This window comes from Nonomuraea sp. NPDC049637, assembly GCF_040675235.1.
In the GTDB taxonomy this organism is placed as follows: Bacteria; Actinomycetota; Actinomycetes; order Streptosporangiales; family Streptosporangiaceae; genus Nonomuraea.
Genome location: NZ_JBFAOM010000010.1, coordinates 123,838 through 141,255 on the forward strand (window position 1 = coordinate 123,838; position 17,418 = coordinate 141,255).

The following is a 17,418-nucleotide window of genomic DNA, read 5'->3' on the forward strand; positions in this document are numbered from 1 at the left end:
GGACTACGCCGGACGCCGGGCGAGGAGGACCTCGGTGGTCGCCGTCAGCTCCCAGCGGCCCGACGGCTCGGCGGCCAGCAGGGCGGCCCTGGCCGCCTCGACGAACGCCTGCAGGCGGTCGCCGAGCCTGGCCGGGGCCGTGTAGGAGTAGGACAGCTGCAGGCCGAGCACGGCGTCGAGGTCGTAGGCGAGGCGGTGTTCGTACCGGCCGGACTCCAGGTCGGAGAAGGGCGAGGCGGCCAGCACGTCGTGGTGGTGCTCGCCGGTCTGCTGGAAGGAGCCGGCGGCCGTCCAGGTGGTCAGCCCGAACTGCTCGCGCACCCGGCGCATGACCGGCTCCCACGGCTCCTCCGCGGGGTCGCGGGTGGGGCCGACGAGGGCGACGACGCCGCCGGGCGGCAGCAGCGCGTCGAGGTCGGCCAGCACCGCGCGGCGGTCCATCCAGTGGAACGACCGGCCCATCACGACGTGACCGAACGGCGGCAGCTCCCGCAGCCTCGTCGAGTCGCCGCGCAACCAGCGGACGCCGGGCGCGCCCGCCGCCAGCCGCCGCCCCTCGGCCAGCATCTCCTCGTCGGGGTCCACGGCCAGCACCTTGCGCACCCGCCCGGCCAGCGGGATCGCGATCGTCCCCGGGCCGCAGCCGAGGTCGAGCACGACGCCGTCCGGGCCGAACGCGCGGGCCAGCCGGTCGATGGCCGGATCGCCGTGACCGGGCCGGTACTTGGCGTAGTAGGGCGCCGCGCCGCCGAAGAGGTCCGTCATGGGTGGGACCATATACGGGTTCGAGACTCGTTCGATGGAAGGTTTTGATCGGTGAGGCGGCTACTCACGGTCCTGTTGCTCGCGTGCGCCGCGGTCGGGTTCGCCCTGCCCGCGCAGGCGCACAACGTGCTGGTCGGCAGCGATCCGAAGGACGGCGCCACGCTGTCCTCCTCGCCCGCGCGGGTGACGCTGGTGTTCGACCAGGCGGTGCGCCAGGGCTACGCGCAGGTGGGCGTGACGGGGGCGGACGGCTCCTCGTGGGCCGACGGCGCGGCGGAGGTGGCCGCCGAGCGGGTCTCCGTCAAGGTCAGGCCGCTGCCCGCGGGCGGCTCGTACGTGGTGGGCTACCGGATCCTGTCCTCCGACGGCCATCCGGTGACCGGCAAGATCAGCTTCACCATGGCCGCCTCGGCCACCGGCGTCTCGGCCGGGCAGGCCGAGCAGGGCGACAGCGCGGAGGCGGCCGAGGCGGCGGCCAACGGCGGGGCCGGCATGGCGGTCGTGTGGATCGTGGCCGCGCTGCTGCTGCTGGCCGCGGGCACCGCCGTCGCCCTCCGCCGCGCCGCCCCGGCCACCGCGGACACCGCGGCCAGCTCGAACACCCAGGACACCGCGGCTACCTCCGCCGCCGGGACCGCTGAGGGCGGCCCTTCGTCCGAGGGCGGGACACGGGCGTGACCGCGACCGTCTCCTCCCGTTCCGGGCGGCAGGTGGTGGGCGGGCGGCTCGTCGCCGGCGCCTTCGTCGTGTGCGGGATCGTCGCCGCCGTGGCGGCGTCCACGTTCACCGCGCAGGAGTCCGTGCCGGGCATCCCCATGCCGGGGCCGGTCGTGGCCTACGGCCTGCCGGTCGTCCGGGTGCTGCTCGACCTGGCCGCCGTCGCCGTGGTCGGCCTGAGCCTGGTGCCCAAGCTGCTCGGCTTCGACGACCCCGACGCCACCGAGCCGGTGCTGCGCCGGGTGCGTCCGCTCGCCGTGCTGGCGGCCTGGGCGTGGGCGATCTGCGCGCTGCTCACCATCGTGTTCCAGACGGCCGAGCTCAATCCGGGCCGGGTGCCCACGTTCGGGCTGATCGCCTCCTACGTCGAGGAGGTCGGCACCGGGCAGGGGCTGCTGTTCAGCGCGGCGTGCGCGCTGGCGGCGGCGGGCATCGGGCTGATGGCGGTCAGGTTCGGCGAGAAGGTGCCCGCGGAGCTGCGGATCATCGTGGCGCTGTTCGGGCTGCTGCCCATCCCGGTCACCGGGCACGCGGTCAACTCCGTCTGGCACGACCCCATCATGATCTCGATGGAGATCCACGTGATGGGCGCGGCGGCCTGGGCGGGCGGCCTGGCCGCCACGGCCGTGTTCGTCGCCCCCCACCGGCGGCTGCTGGCCGTGGCGCTGCCGAAGTTCTCCAGGATGGCCACCGTCTGCCTGCTCCTGGTCTCGCTGTCCGGGCTGGTCACGGGGCTCGGCACGATGGCGCTCACACCCGGCGTCGAGCTGCCCGGCGCGATCGTGACCAGCCACTACGGCGTGCTCGTCGTGATCAAGACGGCGCTGGTGGCGCTGCTGGTGCCGCTGGCCGCACACATCCGCTTCCGCCTGCTGCCGGTGATCCGCCGTGGCGGGGCCACCGCCCTGGTGAGCTGGGCGGCGGCCGAGGTCGGCGTGATGGGGCTGGCCTACGGGGTGGCGGTCGCGATCACCCGGGCCTCGATCGGCTGAGCCGGCCGGTGGCGCCGCCCGGCGAGCCACTCGGCGGCCAGCCAGGCGGCCAGCAGCCCGAGCCCGGCCCACAGGGCCGACGAGGTGACCAGGGGCGGGGCTCCGTACAGGCCGGTCTGGCCCTTGATCGCGCCGTAGACCGGGCCCAGGGCCGCGTTCTGCACGACCAGCGCGCCGTAGGCGCCGGCGGTCACCGCGACCGCCCCCACGACGGCGCGCACGGCCGGGACGCGCACCAGGAACGCCAGGTCCACCAGCAGCCCGGCCGCCACGAAGAAGAACGGCACCGCCGACGGCGGGAAGCCGCCGAAGGTGAGCAGCGGCCAGATCAGCGTGCGGAACCCGACGTACGCGCCGGCCACCAGCGTCGCCGCGCCGAACCTGCCGATCAGCAGCCTGGCCGCGACCAGCACCGACAGCCCGCCGACGACGGCGTAGACCGCGTAGAGGTAGTCGGGCACGGGCAGGGTGAACCCGGCCATCATGATCCGGTCGACCGGACGGCCCATCTGGTCGGCGGCGAAGCGCAGCAGGATCGGCTCGGCGTAGGTGGCGTGGTTGTCCCAGGCGCCGAGCGACAGGATGCCGTACTCCTGGTGCTGCTCGGGGAAGTGCACGTTCTCCAGGAAGAACGCGAGGAAGGCGCCCAGCACGACCGTGCGCTCCCGGCCGGGGGGCGCGCCCATGAACCAGCCCCTGATCACGCCCATGATCATGAAGAACGTTCCAACGTAGAGCATGATGTGCGACGGGCTCCACGAGGTGATGTCGAGCCCGTTGACGCGGTGGTTGATCAGGTCGAGCGGCACCGCGACGAGGAAGATCCCGGTTCCCCACTGGATGAGCCGCAGCGCCGCCTTGTCGACGCCGTAGCCGGTGTAGCCGTGGACGACGGTCAGGACGACGACGAGGGCGGTGCCGGCGGAGTTGAGCAGGTGCGGCGGGGCGAGGTCGTCGCGCAGCCATTTGAAGTGCCACGAGACGTCCCAGGCCGAGCCGAGGAGCTTGAGCGTGAGCGCCACCAGCCATCCGAAGTAGAGCACCCGGAACAGGTCTTGCGGCGTCTCGCGCCCCGCCTGGCCTCTGGTCCAGTACGGCAAGGCCCACGCTGCGGCCTTCTTGAACGATGCTGGTGACTTCACGGCGCAAATCTTACGGTCATCCGGCCCATCGGTCTCAGATGTCTTATTTGTCTGGATGGCAGGCGGTCTTCAGGCCGGGCGGCGGGTCAGGCGTACCGGGAGGTGTTTGAGGCCGTTCTGGAAGTTGGAGGTGAGGCGTACCGGGGGGCCGGCGGGTTCGACGTCCCAGGCGAGCAGCTCGGTGAAGACCGCGCGGAGCTGGACGCGGGCCAGGTGGGCGCCGAGGCAGAAGTGCGGGCCGAACCCGAAGCTGACGTGGTCGTTGGGGGTGCGGGCGACGTCGAAGCGGTCGGGGTCGGCGAAGACGGCCGGGTCGCGGTTGGCCGAGGCGTGGTAGACGACCACCTTCTCGCCCGCCTGGATGCGCCGGCCGCCGAGCGTCAGGTCGCGGGTGGCCGTCCGGCGGAAGTCCATCACCGGCGGCCAGTGGCGCAGCATCTCCTCGACCGCGGACTCCAGCAGCGACGGGTCGGCGCGCAGGCGGGCCAGCTCGGCGGGGTGGCTCAGCAGGCTGAGCAGGCCGCCGGGGATGCCGTTGCGCAGGGTCTCGTTCCCGGCGACGGCGAACAGGAAGAACATGTTCTCGAACTCGGCCCCGGTCAGGCCGCCCTTCCTCATGGCGGACATGACGGACTCGTGCGGGGTGTCGGCCAGGGCGTGGGCGTAGGCGAACATGTCCGTCAGCGCGGCCCTGGACCTGGGGTTCCTCCCCGGTTCGAGCTCGGGACGGGCGGCCACCGCCAGGCGGCCCACGGGGGTCAGGGACTCGACCTCGGCCGTGGACAGGCCGGCGTAGTCGTCGTCCTGGTAGCCGATGACGCGGGAGGCCCAGTCGTACAGCAGCCGCCTGTCCTGCTCGGGCACGCCCATCACGTGGGCCAGCGTCCAGACCGGCAGGTCGGCGGCCACCTCGACGAAGTCGCACTCGCCGGGCGCGAGCAGCGCCGCCACCCGGTCCTTGATCGTGCGTTCCAGGGCGCGGACGGCGCGCGGCGTGAAGGCGGCCGCCACGATCCGGCGCAGCCTGGAGTGCTCGGGCGGGTCCATGTTGAGCATCATCGACCGGACGAACTCCAGGTCGGCAGGGGTGTCGGGGTCGCGGATCTGGGTGGCGCCGAGGTGGGAGGAGAAGTCGTCGGGGCTGCGCAGCACCCGCTTGACGTCGGCGTGCCGGAACACGCCCCAGTAGCCGGGCCCCTCGCGCCACGGGCCGACGGCCGGCTCGGGGATCCAGCAGACCGGGCTCTCCCGGCGGAGCCGGGCGTACAGGTCGTAGGGGACGCCCGCCGCATAGGTGGACGGCAGGAACACCTCGGCCAGGTCGCGCTCCTCCCCCTGCCCGGGGTTGTCCACAGGACGCTCCCCCCGCTCTGGGTTGTCCACAGGACGCTCGCTCCGCTCCTCCCCCTGCTCGGAGTTATCCACAGGACGCTCGCTCCGCTCCTCCGCCATGCCCTACAGCGTGCATGATGAGCGCGTGACTCCAGAAGACGCACAGGCGATTCTCCGGCAATACTTCGCTCCCTGGATCCAGGAGCTCGGGCTGCGGGTGGAGGAGGTGGGCGAGCGCCACGCCGTCGTCCGGCTCCCCTGGTCCGACTCTCTGGCCAGGGAAGGCGGCGGGTTGTGCGGCCAGGCGATGATGGCCGCCGCCGACACCGCCACGGTCGTCGCGATCTCCTCCGCCAGGGGCGGGTTCGTGCCGATGACCACCGTGCAGCAGTCGACCACGTTCCAGCGGCCGGTGGTGGGCCGCGACGTACTGCTCGACGTGCGCGTCACCAAGCTGGGGCGCTCGCTGGCCTTCTCGGAGGTCACGCTGACGCCCGACGGCGACGGCGACCCGGCCGCGCACGCCTCCACCGTCTACGCGATCCTCGGCTGAGGGCCGTCTCAGGGATCTCTCAGGTGCGGAAAGTAGGCTCACCGCCATGAAACGTGTGGCCGCGCTGGTCGCGGTGCTCGCCGTCGTCGGGGTGACGACGTGGCTGGTGTGGCCGTCCACCGCGGAGGCGCGCGGCCTGGACCAGCGGATCACGGTCGTCGACGGGCCCGCCGACGACCAGCGGGTGGAGCTCGACGCCACGTTCTTCCCGCCCGCCGGCGGCGGGAAGGCGCCCGCCGTGCTGGTCGCCCACGGGTTCGGCGGCAGCAAGCAGAGCGTCCGCCAGCAGGCCGCCCGTCTGGCCCAGGACGGCTACGCCGTGCTGACCTGGTCCGCGCGCGGTTTCGGCCGTTCCACGGGCGAGATCGCGCTCAACTCGCCCGACTACGAGGTCAAAGACGTCAAGCAGCTCGTCGACTGGCTGGCCAGGCGCCCCGAGGTGCAACTCGACGCCGCCGGCGACCCCCGCGTGGGCATCACGGGCGGCTCGTACGGCGGGGCCATCGCCCTGATGACCGCCGCCTACGACCAGCGGGTCGACGCCATCGTCCCGCAGATCACCTGGGCCGACCTGGCCGACGCCCTCTTCCCCAACGCCGCCGCCGGATCCGCCACGGGTCCGCAGGCCGCCATCGGGCAGGGCGTGGCCGACGGCGTGTTCAAGCGCATGTGGGCGGGCATCTTCTTCGGCCAGGGCGTCTCCCTCGACACCTTCGCCGCCCAGTCCCGCCGCGAGGCCGCCGCGCCGCTCACCGTCGAGCAGGCCAGGTGCGGCCGCTTCCTGCCGGCGATCTGCGCGATCTACCAGCAGGTCGCCGAAGACGGCCGGGCCACGCCCGAGGCCGTCGCGCTGCTGCGCAGATCCAGCCCGGTCACCGTGGCCGGCCGGATCAAGGCGCCCACCCTGCTCCTCCAGGGCCAGCGCGACTCCCTGTTCCCGCTCGCCCACGCCGACGCCAACGCCCGGGCCATCGCCGCCGCCGGCACGCCGGTGAGCATGGCCTGGTTCGACGGCGGCCACGACGGCGGCAACGGCGAGGCCGACTGGCTCTACGACGAGTCCGCGGCCTGGTTCGCCCGCCATCTCAAGCGCGAGGCCGCGCCCGCGGTGAGCGCGTTCACCGTCACCCGCGACGGCGGCCGCGACCCCGGCACCCGCCAGCGCATCAGGCTCCACCCCGAGGCCGCCGCCTACCCCGGCCTGGCCGGCACCGACACCGCCACGGTGCAGCTCGCCGGCCCCGAGCAGAACGTCGTCAACCCGCCCGGCGGCGCCCCCGCCTCGATCTCGACCGTTCCCGGCGTCGGAGGGCTGCTCAGCGGCCAGGGCGGCGGCGCGGGCGTGTCCATCGACATGCCCGGCCAGAGCGCGGCGTTCGAGTCGCCGCCGCTCACCGCCCCGCTCCAGCTCACCGGCAGCCCCACGGTCAAGGTCAAGGTGTCCGGCAAGGGCCAGGCGACCCTGTTCGCCAAGCTCTACGACGTCGCCGACGCCGTCCAGCCGCCCGCGCTGCCTGCCGGGCTGGTGGCGCCGTTCCGGGTCACGATCCCCGAGGGGGCCGGCTCGGCCGAGGCCACGGTCACCCTGCCGGCCGTCGACCACCGGTTCGCCGTGGGCCACCGGCTGCGGCTGGTCGTGACCACGACGGACATGGGGTTCGCGACCCCGGCCGAGCCCGCCGCGTTCGGCGTCTCCCTGGCCTCGCCCGCATTGGCCGTCCCCACGGTCCGCACGCTCGCCGCGCCGCCGGCCGGGGTGGCCTGGTGGGTGTGGGCGATGCCCCTGGCCGCCGTGCTCGCCGCCGCCGTCCTCCTGGCCACCGGCCGTCCCTCGGGCCGCGGCTCGACGGCGAAGGCCGGCGTGAGCGCGAACGGCGACCGGCCGTCGGAGGCGCCGGGCGGTGCCGCTGGGCGAGAGGCGCCGGGCGGTGACGGCGGGCGTGAGGCGCCGGGCGGTGCCGCTGGGCGTGAGGCGCCGGGCGGTGACGGCGGGCGTGAGGTGCCGTTGGAGATCGTCGGGCTGACCAAGGCGTACCGCAACGGCGAGCGGGCCGTCGACGGGCTGTCGTTCCGGGTCGAGCAGGGCCAGGTCCTCGGCCTCCTCGGCCCCAACGGCGCCGGCAAGACGACCACGATGCGGATGATGATGGGCCTGATCCGCCCCGACTCCGGCGAGATCCGGATCTTCGGCGACCCCGTCACCCCCGGTGCGCCCGTGTTGTCCCGGTTGGGCTCGTTCGTGGAGGGCCCCGGCTTCCTGCCCCACCTGTCCGGCCGCGACAACATCGAGCTCTACTGGGCAGCCACCGGCCGGCCCGCCGCCGACGCCCATTTCGAGGAGGCGCTGGAGATCGCGGGCCTGGGCAAGGCGCTCGACCGCGCGGTGCGCACCTACTCCCAGGGCATGCGCCAGCGGCTGGCCATCGCCCAGGCCATGCTCGGCCTGCCCGACCTGCTGGTGCTCGACGAGCCCACCAACGGTCTCGACCCGCCCCAGATCCGGGAGATGCGCGAGGTGCTCAAGCGCTACGCGCGCGACGGCCGTACCGTCATCGTCTCCAGCCACATGCTGGCCGAGGTGGAGCAGACGTGCAGCCACGTGGTCGTCATGCACCGCGGCCGGCTGGTCTCCACCGGGCCGGTGGAGTGGCTGCTGAGCTCGGCGGCGGGCAACGGCAACGGGCACGGCGGTCCGCGCCTGGAAGACGTGTTCCTCGACCTCATCGGAGACAGATCATGACCGCCGCGCCGGGCTACGCGCCGCGCCGCACGCTGCCGCTGCGCGTGGAGATCGTCAGGCAGTTCAAGCGGCGGCGGACGCTGGTCATGTTCGGGCTGCTGCTGGCCTTGCCGTGGGTGCTGGTGATCGCGTTCCAGTTCGGGCCGCAGTCCGGCAACCAGGGGCAGTCGTCGCTGCGGATCAGCGACCTGGCCACCGCGAGCGGCCTGAACTTCGCGGCGTTCGCCCTGTCGGTGTCGGCGAGCTTCCTGCTGGTGGTGGCGGTCGCCCTGTTCTGCGGCGACACGGTGGCCGCCGAGGCCAACTGGTCGTCGTTGCGTTACCTGCTGGCCGCGCCCGTCCCCCGCGACCGCCTGCTGCGCCAGAAGCTGATCGTGGCGCTCGGCTTCTCGGCGGCGGCGGTGATCTGCCTGCCGCTGATGGCGCTGCTGGCCGGCACGGTCGCGTTCGGCTGGCACGACATCCAGGTGCCCGGCACCGGCGAGACCATCCCGGCGCTCGACGTGCTGCCCCGGTTCGGCATCGTGATCGGTTACGCGCTGGTCAGCCAGCTCGTGGTGGCGGCCCTGGCGTTCCTGGTCTCCACGGTGACCGACTCGCCGCTCGGCGCGGTGGGCGGGGCGGTGGGCCTGTGGATCGTGTGCACCATCCTGCAGGCGGTCGAGGCGCTGGGGACGCTGCGCGAGTTCCTGCCGACGTTCTGGAACAACGCGTGGCTGGACGCCCTGGCCCCCGAGCTCGACTGGAGCGGGATGGCCAAGGGCGCCTCGGTGTCGATCACCTATGCCGCGATCCTGATCGCCGTGGCCTTCCGCAGGTTCCGGCGCAAGGACGTGGTCAGCTGACGCCCCTGGCGGCGTCCTCCAGGCCCTTGATCTCGATCTTCCGCATACCCAGCATGGCCTGCACGACCCGCTGGGCGGCGGCCGGGTCCGGCACGCTCATCAGTTCCTGCAGCGCCCTCGGGACGATCTGCCACGACAGGCCGTACCGGTCCTTCAGCCAGCCGCACTGCGACTCCTCGCCGCCGTCGGTGAGCCTGGCCCACAGGTCGTCGACCTCCTCCTGGGAGACGCAGTCGACGTAGAGGGAGATCGCCTCGGTGAAGGTGAAGCGCGGGCCGCCGTTCAGGGCGAGGAAACGCTGCCCGGCCAGCTCGAAGGAGACCACCATGGCCTGCCCGGCGGGCCCGGGGCCGCCCTCGGAGTAGCGCTGGACCTCCAGGATGCGGGAGTCGGCGAAGATCGAGGTGTAGAACTCGGCCGCCTCTTCGGCCTGGTTGTCGAACCACAGGTAGGTCGTGATCTTCTGCATGTCGCCGGTCGTCCTTTCGAGACGTGTCGCGGGGGCCGGATCCGTGCCCGTCCCCTTCTTTTCATCGACGCGTCGAACGGGACGGGGGCGGATCGACACGCGTCCCCAAGAATCTTGAAAAAGATCTGGGAAGGCCGGTCGCGCCGGTTGGAACGGCGTCAGGCAGAGGGGTCCGCCGTCCTGAAGAAGCGGGCGGTGTCGTCGTCGGCGGGAAAGTACGCCTCGACGACGATCTCCTCGAGCGTGACGTCGAAGGCCGCGCCGAACGTCGTGATGGTGTTGACGAAGCACAACTCCGCGCCGCGATGGCGGATGCGGATGGGCAGCGCGATCTCGGCCGGATCCGGTGGCCGCGGATCGCCCGCGGGACCGTAGGACAGCACCTCCTCGTACAGTGCGCTGAGTTCGGCGTCACCGCTCTGCGCGACCTGGCGGGCGAGCCGGGGCAGCAGGAATCCGCGCACCTGCCCGAGGTTGAGCAGCCGCGACGCGAACCCGCCCGGGTGCAGGCCGAGCCGCATCATGGGTGCACGTCCCGCTCGCCGACGCCGTCTTCGTCGGGGACGCCCTGACCACCCGGCACGTCCTCACCGGGCGCGAAGGGCCGCAGCCGGCCCCCTTCACCGACGACCCGGCCGAAGCGCTCGCCTCCCTCGACCGGATCTCCGGCCTGCCGGCGTCCTGGGTGCTCCCCGGCCACGGCACACCCTGGCGCACCTCGCCGGTCCGGGTGAGCGAGGCGGTCCGGGTGAGCGAGGCGGTCCGCGCGGGTGGCGTCGGCGGGTGGCCTGGCGCTGCTCGGGTCCGGTGCGAGGGGATGATCGGTGATGTCTCGTCCGCACACCGGCATGCCGGCGAGCGCGCATGGCATCGACCGGCTCGAACGCCGTGGCGACATCGACCGGCTCGAACGCCGTGGCGACATCGACCGGCTCGAACGCCGTCGCGGCAGCGCCGTCCGGTACGGCGAACCCGCCGTCCGATCCTCGAAAAACTGGGGCGAGCGGGATTCGGCGCGCCAGAAAGTGGCGTACCGGGATAGGGCGGGCTCGATCCCGATGGGCCGGAAAAGGGGATCAGGCCGGCCGATTCAGGAACGGCCGGGGCCCAGGAAGGCGGGCGCCCGGCCCGGCGACGGCACGGGCGGCCAGGTCAGCCCCAGTGCGGAGGCTTGTTGTCGAGGTAGAAGGCGTCGGGGTCGGCTTCACGCCAGTCGCCCCAGCCGAGGTCGGTGTCGTCCGAAGTCTGCTCCGGGAGAAATTCGTCCACGGAAAACATGCTACCGAGACGTACAAACCCACACCGGTCGTCTTCCCGGCTCCACGGACAGCCCTCGCGCCCGGCGGTACGATGCCAGGGCAGGTGTCGCCGATCCCCCGTGAGGCTGCGCATGGCCACCCCTACAGGCTGGCGGAGAGAAGGCAATCTACCGGCGGAGCTCACCAGCTTCGTGGGGCGGACCCGGTTACTCGCCAACCTCAAGCGGCATCTCGCCGAGTCCCGGCTGGTGACCGTCACCGGCATCGGCGGGGTGGGCAAGTCGCGCACGGTGCTGCGGCTGGCGCACCAGGTCCGCACGCAGTACCCCGACGGCGTGTGGTTCGCCGACCTGGCCCGGCTGCAGGACGCGGGCATGGTCAAGCACACGATCGCCTCGGCGCTCGGCATCGCCGACCAGTCCTCGCGGGCGGAGTCGGAGTCGTTGTCGGAGTGGGTCGGCGAACGCGACATGCTGCTCATCATCGACACCTGCGAACACCTGGTTCAGGGCTGCGCCGAGCTGGTCCACGAGCTGCTGGAGGCCGCGCCCAACCTGAAGGTGCTGGCCACCAGCAGGCAGTCGCTCCACCTGCCGTACGAGCAGGTGGTGCCGGTGCCGCCGCTGGTGGTGCCCGGCGACGACCCGACGGAGAACCTGTTCACCAACGAGTCGGTGCAGTTGTTCGCGCTGCGGGCCGGGGCGGTCGTGCCCGACTTCCAGCTCGACGAGGACAACATCGGCGCGGTGGCCGAGCTGTGCCGCAGGCTCGACGGCATCCCGCTGGCGATCGAGCTGGCGGCGGTGCGGCTGCGCGCCCTGTCGGTGGAGCAGATCCTCGGGCTGCTGGCCGACCGGTTCAGCCTGCTGGCCGGCGCGAGCCGTACGGCGCTGCCGCGCCACGCGACGCTGCGGGCGGCGATCGGCTGGAGTCACGAGCTGTGCGAGCCCGCCGAGCGGTTGTTGTGGGCGCGGCTGTCGGTGTTCGCCGGCGACTTCGAGCTCGACGCGGCCAGGTTCGTCTGCTCCGACGGGCGCCTGCCCTCGGAGGACATCACCGATCTGGTCACCGGGCTGGTGGAGAAGTCGATCCTGATGATCAGGAGCCACCACTCCGGCGTCCGCTACAAGCTGATCGACACGCTGGCCGAGTACGGCGAGGAGTGGCTGGACAAGCTGGGCCAGGCCCAGCAGATGCGGCAGCGCCACCTGGAGTACTACCTGAGCCTGGCCCAGCGCAGCGAGGACGCGTGGTCGGGTCCGCGGCAGATCTACTGGTTCGTGCGCATGCGTCAGGAGCACGACAACGTGCGGGTGGCGCTGGAGCACGCCTTGTCCTCGCCCATGCGCAGCGGTTCGGCGCTCACGCTGCTGTCGTCGTTGTGGTTCATGTGGGTGTGCTGCGGTTTCGTCCGGGAGGGGCGGCTCTACCTCGAACGCGCGCTGGAGGCCAACCCCTCGCCGAGCAAGGAGCGCTGCAAGGCCCTGTGGGTGCTGTCCTACGTGCGCAGCGCGCAGGGTGACAGCGATGGCGCGCTGGCGGCGGCCGAGCAGTGCAGCACGGAGGCCGTCCGGGTGGGCGACTCGCGGGCGGTGATCCTGGCCTCGAAGATGCAGGGCACGGCCGCGCTGCTCCAGGGCGACCTGCAGAAGGCCAGCGCGCTGCTGGGCGTGGCGATCGAGTTCAACACCGACAACAAGGAGCTCAACCCGGGTCTGCTGCCCGCGATCGTCGAGCTGTCGCTGGTGTTGTCGGCGCAGGGCGAGCTGTTCGAGGCCGAGTCGCTGCTCCAGGACTGCCTTCAGGTGTGCCGGGAGCGCGGCGAGCTGTGGGTCAGCTCGTACGCGCAGTGGGCGATGTCGCGCACGAGGCTCGCCACCGGCAGGCCGGGAGAGGCGCTGCACAACGCCCGCGAGGGCCTGCGGATCAAGCGGCACTTCCACGACACGCTGGGCACGCTGCTGGTGCTGGAGACGACCGCGCGCATCCTCATCGCGCTCAAGCAGGCGCCGACGGCGGCCAAGCTGCTGGGCGCGTTGCAGCAGAACTGGCGGACGGCCGGCCTGCCGCAGATGGGCGCCCCGTTCCTGACCGACGACCACGACGCGTGCGTCGAGGACTGCAAGTCGATGATGGGCGAGCTGGCCTACAAGAACGCCTTCGAGAACGGCGCCCGCCTCGACCTCGACGAGGCGTCCACGCTCGCGCTCGGCGACCTGGACGCCCCGGCCGAGGACTGATCCCGGGCCCTCACACGGCCTGGGGCCAGCGAGTTCCCTCCGGCCACGCGTGCACGTAACGCGCGCTGCCCAGCGAGAACTCGATGTGCCCGCGTACCCAGTGCTCAAGGCCGCGGACGTACGTCCGGACGGGCGGCGTGGCCCACTTCTCCAGCGCCGCGCGCCGGTCGAGGAAGGCGGCGAGGGCCTCGTTGTGCATGTCGGAGACCTCCAGGAGGGCGTCCTGGAGGGTGAGGTTCCGGTGGGTGGCCAGCACGGTGACGAGGTTGTGCCGGGCCTTGTCGTTGTCGCACTCCTTGGCGTAGGAGAGCAGGTCGTTGTCCCAGCCGATGAGGTCGCAGGCCAGGTCCGACAACATCCGCACGTCCGGATGGTGCCACTCCTCGGCCTCCAGGCGGTAGCCGCCGCCGGCGTCGATGAGGGCGAAGCAGGTATAGGTGGCTCCGGTGATGCGGCGCATCAGGATGTAGTCCTGTGGGGTGGGGATCAGGTCGGCCTCGCGGTTGGCCGCCTCCCAGATCTGGGCGAACAGATATTCCTTGACGGTGATGCGCCACCGGTCCACCTGCGCCGGGGTGGAGGTGGCGACGATGCGGTGCAGGAGTTCGTTGAGGGCGAGGCCGAAGGGGTCGTCGTCGTCGGGCTTCCTGCGGTCGTCCAGGATCTCCAGGAGCGGCGGCAGGGCGCGGGCGAGCGCGGAGGCCCGGTGTCCCATCAGCTCGCCCTCGCAGAAGGCGTCGTCGAACGCGAAGAGCCAGTTGTACCAGTCGTTGATCAGCCGGAGGCTGTCGCGCGGGACCTCGGGGTTGGTACGGGCGGCGAGCAGGCCGATCTTGGAACGCCGGAAGTGCTCGATGGTGTCGGCGTCCTTGAGCATGTTGGAGGCGGCCAGCCACGTGTGGCTCTCCGCGTCGACCTCCGCGGCATGCACGTTGATCTGGTTGGGGAACGGGCACGGGAGCGGAGGGATGTGGAGCGGTCGCCTACTGAAGGAATGCGCAGAAGTTGCCACGCCCTTCAGCATGACGATCGGCTGCTCAAAAGGCCACACTCGACAACTTGGAGCCCTTTAATGCCTTTTTCACACTATGGATACCTCCAAGGGAACTGGTGGATAAACTGGGCATTTGCCAATATTCAGGCCGGGCCATTGCCGGCGGAGCGCCGTCCCGCTGCTCGGCTTCCGTCACCGGCAGCGCTCTGACCACGGCCGACTCCCGCGTGAACCCGCCCCCGGAAAACGACCCACGCCCACGGCCCCGGACGCGGCCGGACCCGGATCCAGACGCGACGATCATTCACCGGACTCCACGCCACCATGATCGGCCATCACCATCAGCAAAATGTCACCTTTGCTGATGGCGAGATTGACCGGAACGGCAGCCTCCGGAGCCGGCGGGCGACATCCTGGACCCGCCGCGCCGGCCAGGGCGGACCCCCACCTCCGACCGGATGCCGGATTGTGCCTCGATAGGGTGCCTTGCGCGGAATCGATCCGACTCGCCATAGGTTCTGGGGAAGAGTACCTAGGGAAAGGCTGTCCAACCGTGTTCGACCCGAAGGATCTCTACAGGCTCGCAGACGACGCGCCCGAGCTGACTGATCCGGTGTTGCTGTACCACTTCGACGGTTTCGTCGACGCGGGCGGCGCCGGACGCCTCGCGCTGGGCCACCTGCTGGCCGAGCTGGAGCACCGGGTCGTGGCGACGTTCGACGTGGACCGGTTGCTCGACTACCGGTCCCGGCGGCCCATCATGACCTTCGACACCGACCGCTGGGTCGAGTGTGAGAGCCCCGAGCTCGCCGTCCATGTCGCCCATGACGCCACGGGCACGCCGTTCCTGTTGATGAGCGGCCCGGAGCCGGACCGGGAATGGGAGCTGTTCACCCGCGCGGTGGGAGAGTTGCTGGAACGGCTGAAGGTGAGCAAGATCGTCACGCTGCACGGCATCCCGATGGCGGTGCCGCACACGCGTCCGCTGGGCATCACCATGCACGCCAGCCGCCCCGAGCTGATCAACTCCCAGACCAGCGCCTTCGGCCGCGTCCAGGTCCCGGGGAGCGCGGCCGCGCTGCTGGAGCTGCGGCTGGGCGCGCAGGGGCACGACGCGGTCGGGTACGCGGTGCACGTGCCGCACTACCTGTCGCAGGCGGAGTACCCGACGGCGGCGGTGACCGGGCTGGAGGCGGTGACGCGGGGCACCGGCCTGGTGTTCCCGATGGAGGCGCTGCGCGACGCGGCCCACCGTACGACGGCGGAGATCGAGGAGCAGATCCAGGCGTCCTCGGAGCTGTCGACCGCCATCAGCGGGCTGGAGCAGCAGTACGACGCGTTCGCGGGCGGCGCGGAGCGGCAGAACCTGATGGCCGAGACGACCCCGATGCCCACCGGCGACGAGCTGGCCGCCCAGTTCGAACGTTTCCTGGCCGAACGCGACGACGAGTGACGGGCGGGCCGGGCCGTACCGGCTAACCTGGGCGGATGAGCGAGATCCGGGTCGGCCTGATCGGATACGGCACCGCGGGGGCGTACTTCCACGCGCCGCTCGTCCACGCCACTCCGGGCCTGCGCCTGTCCGCGGTCGTGACGCGCAATCCGGAGCGGCAGGCCGAGGTGGCCCACCGGTACGGCGCGGCCGGCGTGCCGGACGTGCGTGAGCTGTGGGAGCACAGCGACCTCGTGGTGGTCGCCTCCCCCAACCGCACGCACGTGAGCATGGCCGCCGCCGCGCTCGCCGAGGGCCTGCCCGTCGTCGTGGACAAACCGGTCGCCCGTACCGCCGAGGAGGCCCGCGAGCTGGTGCGGCTGGCCGAGCAGGCCGGCGTCATGCTGACCGTGTTCCAGAACCGGCGCTGGGACGGCGACTTCCTCACCGTGCGGCGGCTGATCGCCGAGGGGCGGCTCGGCGAGGTCCTGCGCTACGAGTCGCGGTTCGAGCGCTGGCGGCCGGTGCCCAAGGGCGGCTGGCGGGAGACCGGCGGCGCGGAGGAGATCGGCGGCCTGCTCTACGACCTGGGCAGCCACCTGGTCGACCAGGCGCTGCAGCTGTTCGGCCCGGCGCACGAGGTCTACTGCGAGAGCGATGTCCGGCGGCAGGGCGTGGCCTCCGACGACGACACGTTCATCGCGCTGCGGCACGCGGGCGGGGTGCGTTCCCACCTGTGGGCCAGCTCGGTGGCGGCCCGGCTCGGGCCGCGGCTGCGGGTGCTGGGCTCGGCGGCCGCGTACGTCAAGCACGGCATGGACGTGCAGGAGGAGCGCCTGCGGGCGGGCCTGACCCCGGACTCCCCCGGTTTCGGCGCGGACGAGGAGAGCCGCTGGGGCCTGCTCGGCACCGACGACGACGCCCGGCCCGTTCCCACCGAGCCGGGCGCGTACCTGGACTTCTACCGCGGGGTGGAACGCGCCCTGCGCGAGGGCGCGCCGCCGCCGGTGGACCCGCGCGGCTCGATCGACACGCTGGCCGTCATCGAGGCCGCCCGCCTGTCGGCCGCCCAGCGCATGGTCGTCCACCTGGGTTGACGGCTGGGCTGGCAGCTGGGCTGGCAGCTGGGCTGATCAGTCGCGCAGGCGGGCGCGCAGGGCGGCGTCGTCGGCGTCGGTCCAGCCGTGGCCGCGCAGCCAGCCCATCGGGCCGCCGAAGCGGTCGTCCAGCACCTTGAGGAACTGCTCGATGTAGCGGGCCCGGGGCCGGTGGTCGTCGGCCGGGCGGGAGTCGAGGTCGTCCCGGTAGGTGTCGCTGGCGCGCAGGCGCTTGAGTATCAGCTCCAGGCGCTCGCCCGTGGCCACGTAGTCCTGCACGATGGCCTCGCGGGTGGCCCCGGCGACCTCCAGCGCCAGCGCCGAGAGCACGCCGGTGCGGTCCTTGCCCGCCGCGCAGTGCACCAGCGCGGCGCCGTCGTCGAGGGCCATGGCGCGCAGGGCCGCCACGACGGCGTCCGGACGGTCGCGCAGGTAGCCGAAGTAGAAGCCGGTCACGCGCAGCTCCTCGTCGACCTCCCGTTCCTGCCAGGGCAGCACGCGGTCGCCGTCGATGGAGTCGGCCTCGACGTCGGTGTGCCTGCCGCCCTCGGCGAACAGCGTCAGGTGGTGGTGGGTCACCTCCGGCGCCCGGGTGAGCGGGCCGGGGCCCTCCAGGTTGACCTCGGCGGTCGAGCGCAGGTCCACGACGTGGCGCAGGTTCAGCTCGCCCACCAGGAGCGACACGTCCGCCGGGGTGAGGCCCTGCAGGTTGTCGGCTCGGAAGATCCGGCCGCGGCGGGTGAGCCCGCCGTCACGGGTGGGAAGTTCGCCCAGGTCACGTACGTTGACGGCGCCTTCCAGATCGATCCATCTTGTCATCTCATCCATTACTTCGACCTTA

Annotated in this window: 16 protein-coding genes; 9 read left to right on the forward strand and 7 right to left on the reverse strand. The window is 72.2% G+C overall.

The genetic code is table 11. The annotated features are described in order from the left end of the window. Positions 1 to 3 precede the first annotated feature (3 nt). Positions 4 to 765, reverse strand: coding sequence for a class I SAM-dependent methyltransferase (locus tag AB0J71_RS16475; protein ID WP_364414749.1), 762 nt, complete (start codon positions 763 to 765; stop codon positions 4 to 6). Between the two features lie 51 nt (positions 766 to 816). Between AB0J71_RS16475 and AB0J71_RS16480 the strand changes: the two genes are divergently transcribed. Further along, positions 817 to 1,443 carry a copper resistance CopC family protein gene (locus tag AB0J71_RS16480; RefSeq protein WP_364414751.1) on the forward strand — a complete coding sequence of 209 codons (627 nt, stop codon included), beginning with the start codon at positions 817 to 819 and terminating at the stop codon, positions 1,441 to 1,443. Further along, positions 1,440 to 2,474 (forward strand): CopD family protein, encoded by a 1,035-nt coding sequence (locus AB0J71_RS16485; protein ID WP_364414753.1) that lies wholly within the window; start codon positions 1,440 to 1,442, stop codon positions 2,472 to 2,474. Before AB0J71_RS16480 ends, AB0J71_RS16485 begins: the two co-directional genes overlap by 4 nt. Here AB0J71_RS16485 and AB0J71_RS16490 read toward each other — a convergent pair. After that, a complete protein-coding gene (locus tag AB0J71_RS16490) occupies positions 2,432 to 3,616 on the reverse strand; it encodes a hypothetical protein (RefSeq protein WP_352321525.1) in 1,185 nt (394 codons plus the stop codon). The genes AB0J71_RS16485 and AB0J71_RS16490 overlap by 43 nt on opposite strands. A 69-nt stretch (positions 3,617 to 3,685) precedes the next feature. Next, on the reverse strand, positions 3,686 to 4,969 hold the full coding sequence (locus tag AB0J71_RS16495) for a cytochrome P450 (protein ID WP_364414755.1): 1,284 nt from the start codon (positions 4,967 to 4,969) through the stop codon (positions 3,686 to 3,688). Between the two features lie 124 nt (positions 4,970 to 5,093). Here AB0J71_RS16495 and AB0J71_RS16500 point away from each other — a divergent pair, with 124 nt between their 5' ends. From AB0J71_RS16500 to AB0J71_RS16510, 3 genes are read left to right on the forward strand one after another with little or no spacing between them, the layout of a single operon-like run. Continuing rightward, the gene (locus AB0J71_RS16500) at positions 5,094 to 5,501 is read left to right on the forward strand and encodes a PaaI family thioesterase (RefSeq protein WP_352321529.1); all 408 of its coding nucleotides are present in this window, start codon (positions 5,094 to 5,096) and stop codon (positions 5,499 to 5,501) included. 46 nt (positions 5,502 to 5,547) lie between these two features. Next, positions 5,548 to 8,241 (forward strand): CocE/NonD family hydrolase, encoded by a 2,694-nt coding sequence (locus tag AB0J71_RS16505; protein ID WP_364414757.1) that lies wholly within the window; start codon positions 5,548 to 5,550, stop codon positions 8,239 to 8,241. Continuing rightward, positions 8,238 to 9,086, forward strand: coding sequence for an ABC transporter permease subunit (locus AB0J71_RS16510; RefSeq protein WP_352321533.1), 849 nt, complete (start codon positions 8,238 to 8,240; stop codon positions 9,084 to 9,086). Before AB0J71_RS16505 ends, AB0J71_RS16510 begins: the two co-directional genes overlap by 4 nt. On the opposite strand, the gene AB0J71_RS16515 is transcribed toward AB0J71_RS16510, so the two are convergent. Together AB0J71_RS16515 and AB0J71_RS16520 are read right to left on the reverse strand one after the other, a co-directional pair. Then, a complete protein-coding gene (locus tag AB0J71_RS16515) occupies positions 9,079 to 9,555 on the reverse strand; it encodes a VOC family protein (RefSeq protein ID WP_364414759.1) in 477 nt (158 codons plus the stop codon). The two genes, AB0J71_RS16510 and AB0J71_RS16515, sit on opposite strands and share 8 nt — an antisense overlap. A gap of 158 nt (positions 9,556 to 9,713) precedes the next feature. Further along, positions 9,714 to 10,079, reverse strand: coding sequence for a hypothetical protein (locus AB0J71_RS16520; RefSeq protein WP_364414761.1), 366 nt, complete (start codon positions 10,077 to 10,079; stop codon positions 9,714 to 9,716). A gap of 2 nt (positions 10,080 to 10,081) precedes the next feature. On the opposite strand from AB0J71_RS16520, the gene AB0J71_RS16525 reads away from it, so the two are divergent. Further along, positions 10,082 to 10,597, forward strand: coding sequence for a hypothetical protein (locus AB0J71_RS16525; RefSeq protein ID WP_364414763.1), 516 nt, complete (start codon positions 10,082 to 10,084; stop codon positions 10,595 to 10,597). A 336-nt stretch (positions 10,598 to 10,933) separates the two neighbouring features. Beyond that, on the forward strand, positions 10,934 to 13,054 hold the full coding sequence (locus tag AB0J71_RS16530; RefSeq protein ID WP_364389897.1) for an ATPase: 2,121 nt from the start codon (positions 10,934 to 10,936) through the stop codon (positions 13,052 to 13,054). Between the two features lie 10 nt (positions 13,055 to 13,064). Here the strand turns inward: AB0J71_RS16530 and AB0J71_RS16535 are convergent, their stop codons facing one another. Then, complete coding sequence (locus AB0J71_RS16535) at positions 13,065 to 13,985, reverse strand: hypothetical protein (RefSeq protein WP_352321540.1); 921 nt, start codon at positions 13,983 to 13,985, stop codon at positions 13,065 to 13,067. 616 nt (positions 13,986 to 14,601) lie between these two features. Between AB0J71_RS16535 and AB0J71_RS16540 the strand changes: the two genes are divergently transcribed. Both AB0J71_RS16540 and AB0J71_RS16545 read left to right on the forward strand, forming a co-directional pair. Beyond that, a complete protein-coding gene (locus tag AB0J71_RS16540; RefSeq protein WP_352321542.1) occupies positions 14,602 to 15,501 on the forward strand; it encodes a PAC2 family protein in 900 nt (299 codons plus the stop codon). Between the two features lie 35 nt (positions 15,502 to 15,536). Then, entirely contained in the window at positions 15,537 to 16,577 is a 1,041-nt protein-coding gene (locus AB0J71_RS16545; RefSeq protein ID WP_352321543.1) for a Gfo/Idh/MocA family oxidoreductase, read from the forward strand. 36 nt (positions 16,578 to 16,613) lie between these two features. On the opposite strand, the gene AB0J71_RS16550 is transcribed toward AB0J71_RS16545, so the two are convergent. Next, complete coding sequence (locus AB0J71_RS16550) at positions 16,614 to 17,396, reverse strand: tyrosine-protein phosphatase (protein ID WP_352321545.1); 783 nt, start codon at positions 17,394 to 17,396, stop codon at positions 16,614 to 16,616. Positions 17,397 to 17,418 lie beyond the last annotated feature (22 nt).